The sequence below is a fragment of the Pseudophaeobacter leonis genome (assembly GCF_002087335.1).
Lineage (GTDB): Bacteria > Pseudomonadota > Alphaproteobacteria > Rhodobacterales > Rhodobacteraceae > Pseudophaeobacter > Pseudophaeobacter leonis.
Map to the genome: position 1 here is coordinate 1 of NZ_MWVJ01000040.1, position 5,232 is coordinate 5,232.

Annotated in this window: 5 protein-coding genes and 1 pseudogene; 2 read left to right on the plus strand and 4 right to left on the minus strand. The window is 54.8% G+C overall.

Annotated features, from left to right (window positions below; genetic code table 11):
- On the minus strand, positions 1-350 hold a 350-nt coding region (locus B4968_RS10355), incomplete at its 3' end, for a hypothetical protein (RefSeq protein ID WP_206601091.1).
- A 522-nt stretch (positions 351-872) separates the two neighbouring features.
- Here B4968_RS10355 and B4968_RS10365 point away from each other — a divergent pair.
- Positions 873-1,151 carry a hypothetical protein gene (locus B4968_RS10365; protein WP_139792728.1) on the plus strand — a complete coding sequence of 93 codons (279 nt, stop codon included), beginning with the start codon at positions 873-875 and terminating at the stop codon, positions 1,149-1,151.
- 324 nt (positions 1,152-1,475) lie between these two features.
- Here B4968_RS10365 and B4968_RS10370 read toward each other — a convergent pair whose 3' ends face one another.
- Together B4968_RS10370 and B4968_RS10375 are read right to left on the minus strand one after the other, a co-directional pair.
- A complete protein-coding gene (locus B4968_RS10370) occupies positions 1,476-1,664 on the minus strand; it encodes a PLDc N-terminal domain-containing protein (RefSeq protein ID WP_083098810.1) in 189 nt (62 codons plus the stop codon).
- A 74-nt stretch (positions 1,665-1,738) separates the two neighbouring features.
- Positions 1,739-2,545 (minus strand): formate/nitrite transporter family protein, encoded by an 807-nt coding sequence (locus tag B4968_RS10375; protein WP_139792730.1) that lies wholly within the window; start codon positions 2,543-2,545, stop codon positions 1,739-1,741.
- A 1,182-nt stretch (positions 2,546-3,727) separates the two neighbouring features.
- Between B4968_RS10375 and B4968_RS10385 the strand changes: the two are divergent.
- A pseudogene (locus tag B4968_RS10385) lies at positions 3,728-4,174 on the plus strand (integrase core domain-containing protein); the annotation flags it as partial.
- A gap of 128 nt (positions 4,175-4,302) precedes the next feature.
- Here the strand turns inward: B4968_RS10385 and B4968_RS10390 are convergent.
- Positions 4,303-4,914 carry a glycine zipper 2TM domain-containing protein gene (locus tag B4968_RS10390; protein ID WP_083098818.1) on the minus strand — a complete coding sequence of 204 codons (612 nt, stop codon included), beginning with the start codon at positions 4,912-4,914 and terminating at the stop codon, positions 4,303-4,305.
- Positions 4,915-5,232 lie beyond the last annotated feature (318 nt).

A 5,232-nucleotide genomic window follows, 5' to 3' on the forward strand; every position in this document is an offset into this window, starting at 1 on the left:
TAGGTTGTCAGGCCGCTCAGCGGGCGCACCGCCGTTGGCAAAGTATTCATTTCAGCGCAGAACAATACCGGCCCGCAATCCATCGGATCAAAGCGCAAATGAGGCAAAACCTCGCGCGCAAATTGCGCGGTGCGGGTTTGGTGATCGGTATAAAGCGCGTGATTATATGTGAAGCCGCCAACCACCAGCTCAGCGCCAACATGCCGGGCATAGGCTTGCAAGTTTGACCAAAAGCGCAAATGCACATCAGTATCATCTTGCGCGGATGTCAAAAGCCAGCGCCGCACCTCGCCCTTGCGGATCGCAGCAGCGGGCGCGCCAGGGCGGGCAAACAGATCCCAATCGGGCATGAAATGCTCATCACCGCGAGCCTCAGCCTCCCCCTGCGTCTTGAGGAATAGTGGTGACACGCCCGTTCGCGACGGCGGTGGTGATCAGCTTAGCGGGGCACCTGGTGGTTACTCTGGAGACGGTAACAGCGGCACCGGCGGTGCCCCTGCGTATGCTTCGACCAAGGGTTGCGGCGGTGTTGGGCTTTGGGGCGAGGGACCGTCAGCAGTGCCTAACTCGGGCGCTGGTGGGGCGGGGGGGCAAGCGGGGCAGAACGGCAAAAATGGTACTAGCGGCGGTGGTTTCGGGGCCGCTGGCTACGGCGCCAATGCGGGTTGTCACGGCGGCGGTCTTTCTTTCGTCAATAGCGTTTCGGTCACACCTGGAGAAACGCTGACCGTTGAAGTCGGTGTTCCGCCACAAGGTAGATATGGCCGCGTGCCCGCCCGTGGCGGTGTAAATATCGTTTGGGGGCGCGGTGACTTCCCCAATTTGGATGGCGTGACCGTAACTGCCACATCAATAGATATTGGGAACCCATAATGACCCTATTTACGAAAGGCGGCGCGAAGCCTGCCCCCATGCCATTCCGCATTCGCCTGTCCGATGGGCGCTGCCGCACAAATCCAACCAGTTTCACGCCAGAAGAAATTGCAGACGCGGGCTTTGTTGCGGTTGATCCAAAGCCTGATCCCGGCGTCAATCAGTTTGTCACCTGGGGCGATGGTGACTGGGTGCTGCACGACAAGACGCTGGAGGAACTGGCAGGTGTCCCAAAAGTCCGACAGCGGCGTCAACACGACACCCAAGAGCAGCGCTGAGATGACCGGGGCAAAGACTCCTTAGATTGCTTCAAAACGGCGAACACCGCGATGATGACCAGGATGGCCATGCAGGTCTCCTGCATGTGTTTGCGATCCATCACTGTACTCCTTTTTGCGTCCCCCCTAGACCTGCGCTTGGGTCCTGCATGGTGGAAATTATGGTGGGAATTTTCTGGTTTCAGGTCATTTATCTAGTTTAGCCAAAAGGAAAAATGTGATGTCAGCACCCGACACAAATATCTAAAAATATTTGTCTACCCTGTATCAGCATAAAGGCGCCCGGGATGCACCCGAGCGCCTTGGTCAGCTCTGCGTCACTCATTATGCAATGCGTCGACTAGAGCGCGGGCCTGTGATCAGCCAGATGATGAAGCCAATCACCGGCAACACAAGGACCAACAGCGTCCACAGCACTTTGGACCCGGTTGACGCCCCCGACCCAACAATTGAAATGATGGCCCAGATATTCAGGACCAGAACAATAAAACCACCAAAACCTGCATATTCCATATCGTAAATCTCCTAACGTTTGGGTCTGTTACCAATACAACCCGACAGCGCACAAAAGGTTCCCGCGGGCCAGATTATTGTTTCACAAGCTCTCGGCGCACCTGACCAAAGGCAAGCAGGGCAAAGATAAGCGTCCCGCCCAGAACATTGCCCGCAAGCACTGGCAGAAAAAAGCCAAAGACGGCGTCCGCAGGCGACAAAAGCCCCTGAAGAAACAAGAATGCCATTTCGACCGATCCGGCCACGATGTGCATAAAATCGCCTGCGGCGATCAACCATGTGAATGTCAGGATCAGGAAAAACTCGAACCCTGCAGACTGAGGCAACATCCACACGATGGCAGCCACCAGAACCCCGGCAGGGATGGCCCGCTGAAAGGCCTCGAACGGTGGCAACCCTGTCGCGTGGCGCGAGAGTTCTTCGATGGCAGGCAGCACTTCGGGGGGAATGGCAGAGGTGAAGGCAAAGGTGGCAGCCGCGCCAAATGCACCGACCACATTGGCCAACAACACGAGTACCCATAGTGTGGCCGTGCGCCGCACAATGGCCCTGGAAGGGGTCTGCATCACCGGCAGAACCGTTGTGATCGTGTTCTCTGTAAAAAGTTGCATCCGCCCCAGGATCACGACAAGAAACCCAAGGCTATATCCCAAATTCTCGACCAGATGGGTCCATTGTGCGTCCGGAAGATAGGTGCGCAACACGGCCTCTGCGAAGACAGACAGAGAGATCATCAAGCCAGCTGCGATGCCTGACCAAATGAGGGACCCATTGGGGCGCTCAAGCTCGTCCTGACCGTCCCGCCGGATCACTTCGAAGATAAGTTTGGGTGGTAAAGCTTCTGCGTGGTCCAACGCCGCCTCGGTTTTGGCCTTGTTCATCTGCGTCCCTCTCCATTTGCAAACATGGCTCAACGCATCGCGCACTCCATGTGTTCCCGACAGCGGGAAAAATCTTGTGTTTCATGCATTGATAAACAGGCCGGAGGAGTCGCGGCCACTTGATTGGTCAAGTAAAGTTGGCTAGCAATCTGCTCTTCAGAATGCCCCTTGAGCGTGCCAGAATAGATTGTCTGACGTCAGCGCTTGTGGGTCCAAATAGGGCAATTTGATAAGAGAGTGTTTCTGGCTCATCGTAACCACCGAGGAGTGGACGATGAGAAAGACAAACAAGAGCCCATTGGTTCCCAAAACCCTGACGTTGGACATTCACCCCACAAAAGCGTGATATCCCCTAGAGACGTGTAGCTATTGTCACGCTTTCTGAAGCTTTGGGTGTTTTTCAGCTCCTTATGCGTTAACGATTTCTCTGCTCCGGTAAAATATTCCGGGCGGACACGCACGTGATAGTTCTCCTCCTCGAGGAAATCGAGAGACTTCAGCTCCAATGACAATGTGTTCGCGAAACGGGACTTCTTCGGTTCGGAGACGACAGAAAACATGCCGCCGGTGGAAGATGCCGAGACCCTAGTCATTGCGCTGGCATGTCAAACGATCTCCTATCTCTGGCATGTCGCCGACACGTCCGAGAGCTCTTCGTATTTCCTCGTTGTAGAAGCTACGTGTGATGTTCCGACCAACCAAGAGCTGATCCGCATTGAGAAACTCCTCAAGGTCCAAGCTGCCATCTGGCACAACACTGCTAGTCCCATAGGTCCCATACTCCAATGACTTCCCAGAACGAATGTCTTTTGCAAGGCGCAGTATCGGTCTGTCTTTGGCCTGACGGTGGATTTCAGTCAGCATTGTATTGGGCTTGGCATTCGTGAAATAGCCGTCACCATTTACCGGAGGCATCCTCCACGACGCTATTGGTGAGGTAAGTCAATGGCCGTGGAAAACCCCCAGTCTTTTGTGACGTATCAGGAGTGCGACAAAGTCGCTTTCGAGAACGGCTTTCGCCGGACACATGGCGAAACTGACGGGTGGCGGAAGTACACTTCAACGACAGCTCAGGGCTCGATCTGGCTAGAGTTTGACGATTCGGAGGGCTGGATGCTTGCCATTGACCACGTGGGAATAGTCTCTGAGATCGGAGTTGAACCGACCTCCGTTAAAGGCCTTGGCCGCCGCTTTCGCATCCTGGCCGTGGTTGATGACCATGCGCGAGAGAACCTGGCGCTGATCGCCGATACGTCGCTGTCGGGCTTACGGGTCTCTCGGGAACTGGACCGGGTCATTTCCGAACGTGGGATACCGGGAACAATCGTTTCCGACAATGGCACGGAATTCACCAGCATGGCCATTCTGCGATGGGTGCAAGACAACGAGATCGACTGGCACGACATCGCACCTGGCAAACCACAGCAAAATGCCTTCGTCGAAAGTTTCAACGGAAAGCTACGAGATGAATGCCAAAACGAAACGCTCTTCGGATCGTTGGCCAAAGTCAGATCAACGCTGGAAGCATGGCAGGAGGACTACAACACCCACAGACCACACTCGGCGCTCGGAAACCTGATGCCCAGAGAATTCGCGGAGAAAAGAACGATGGACAAACTGGCCGCCTAAGGCCATCAAACCAACCCCAAGGACTCTCCGCGAGGTGGAAGAAACTTGGGGCTCAGGTCACTGCCGTTGCCGGTGTTCAGCGCCGACCAAACCGAGGCACCGACGCCTGGATGACTGTCCCCGGTGCATCACTTCAGATCCACGAAGATTTGCGAGACGACACCAGCTTCAAGCAGGGCGGCCTTGATCTCATTGATCGCACCGATGTCGGCTGAGCTGACGATGACCACATCGTTGACCACCAGTGAATACAACGGCGCGTCGGGCTCAAGGTTGGCCAAATATTTCTCTGCAGCCAGTTGAGACTTCGGGCCCCATTTGCCGTCATAGGCGACGCCAATCGTATACTGCGCGTCCATGATCATTTCTTTACTGACGGATTTGCCTTTGTTCAGATCCAGCAAGACCTTTTGAAGCTTTGCTTCATCCGTGATGCGCTCCGGAACAAACACGTTAGTGCAAGTCTCGACTTCTCTGTATTTGGTGACTGTATTGGTGCTGGTTTCATTGGCGATGGCTCCGCCAACGATAGCACCGACGGCAGCGCCGGCATTTTTATCGGTCACGACCTTCCCGATCACGCCGCCAACAATCGCTCCGCCGATTACTTTTTCGGGACTTCCGCCTTTCACGGTCTCTTGATACGGCACCGTTTGTGTCTCGCATTTTGTCTCGTATGAACCGGCAAATGCCTGAGATGCGATTAGAACAGCCGTCGCTGCTGTCGCCAAAATTTTCATGTCTCGTTCCTCCTTATGCAGGTCAACCTGGTCTAGCCGCTGCACCTTACGACTATCAGCCGTTCACCCTCTGGCGACGCAAACGCTTTTGCCGGTGACCCAGCCTGTTCTCTTGATCTTGTGGCTAACTCGCTATGCCCTCAACTGTTATTCAATATCATGGCAGGATTCCGCTAATTCTGTGGAGGGGGACGGGTGTTCGTAGCGCCCTGATAGGGTTCAAACACTCTTACTTTGAAGCAAGTGACTAAGACGACTTAACTCCTACTAAGTTTCGGGCACCCAATATCGTGTGTGGATGGCTCCTGCATTGCAAGC